Raw genomic sequence first — 1,374 nt, 5'->3', positions numbered from 1 at the left:
CGGGCGGCGCGCGCTGACCTACTTAAACAGCGGACGGTATGAATCGACGTTCGCTTTGGTCACCACCGTCGCCGGAACCAGAATGGTTTTCGGCACGGTTTTACCCGACGTGATGCTGTTCAGCGCATTCAGGGCTTCGGCGCCCATCTTTTCCGGGTCCTGCTGCAGTACGGCGGTGACGTAGCCGCCGTCCATACCGGAAATCGCCTTCGCCGTCAGATCCCAGCCAAAGACTTTAATATCTTTCTGCCGCCCCTGGTTTTCCACGGCGGCGATAGCGCCGAGCAGCGCGGGTTCGCCGGTGGCATAAATCGCTGTCAGATCCGGGTTACCGGTGATCAGGTTTTCCGCCGCAGTCATCGCTTTATCCTGCACGTTCTGCCCGTCGACCACGTTAGCGATAGTAATCTTCGGATTGCTTTTCAGCGTCTCTTCGAACCCTTTCTGCCGCTGGTTCTGAATGGCCGAATTCAGCGCGCCGACAATACCCAGTCGCGCCTGGCCACCCATCTCTTTCTGCACGTAGTCCACGAAGTATTGACCGATAATTCTGCCGCCTTCAATATTATCAACGCCGACCTGAGCTGCCTGTGGCCCGGCCGGTAATACGGCATCAATCGCAATCACCGGAATGTTTGCGGCGGCGGCTTCTTTAACCGCTGGCATGATCCCGTTAACGTCGATAGCAGCAACCAGAATGCCTTTAACGCCTTGCTGAATATAGTTTTCTATCGCGTCATTTTGCGCCACGGGATTATCGTTAGAGTTAAAAATAACTAAATCCTTGCCACTGGCTTTGGCCGCATCCTGTGCGCCTTTATTCATCAGATTAAAGAACAGCGCCTGTTGGTTGATTTGTACCAGCGCATAAGTCGGACCGGCAGCGCTGGCGGCAGAAATAAAACTCATGGATGCCAGCATGGTCGTGGCGACAGCAAGGAAACGCAGTTTTCCGGTGTGAAATAACATCATCAGTATCCTCGTCGGGAATAGTTGATAGCCAGCAGAGTTCCGCGCCGCATGCGAACGCAGAAGGATTATTTTTTTTTGGCGGGCAAATATCGTCTATATCGCCAGAACAATCATTGAACGTTCGGCGGATACCTGCTTAATGTCATCCCGGCAACCGGTCCGTGTCGGTGCGCGACTGGAATAACTTAAACGGGGTTGGGAATGACTTCCCGAATGATGCGGTAAACTGCCTATACAATTCTCCGCTGATTAAAATTTGTCAAGCATTTATTTTTGGTGATTGTTCGCAGAGAAATTGCTGTATCCACCGCGCTTAACTATGTTACAGATAGCCGATTCTGGCAGAAATGGCGCAGGAAATGAGTATAAAACGTGGGTAATGACTCCAACTTATTGATAGTG

At 51.9% G+C, this 1,374-nt stretch carries 1 protein-coding gene; it reads right to left on the bottom strand.

Annotated elements, in window-relative coordinates; genetic code table 11:
* Positions 1-18: 18 nt before the first annotated feature.
* Positions 19-972, bottom strand: coding sequence for a substrate-binding domain-containing protein (locus HMPREF9538_RS20990; RefSeq protein WP_004190071.1), 954 nt, complete (start codon positions 970-972; stop codon positions 19-21).
* Between the last annotated feature and the right edge of the window lie 402 nt (positions 973-1,374).

Source organism: Klebsiella sp. MS 92-3 (assembly GCF_000195655.1).
In the GTDB taxonomy this organism is placed as follows: domain Bacteria; phylum Pseudomonadota; class Gammaproteobacteria; order Enterobacterales; family Enterobacteriaceae; genus Klebsiella; species Klebsiella pneumoniae.
The sequence above is the reverse complement of the archived record's forward strand: the minus strand, read 5'-3'. Positions and strand labels throughout refer to the sequence as shown.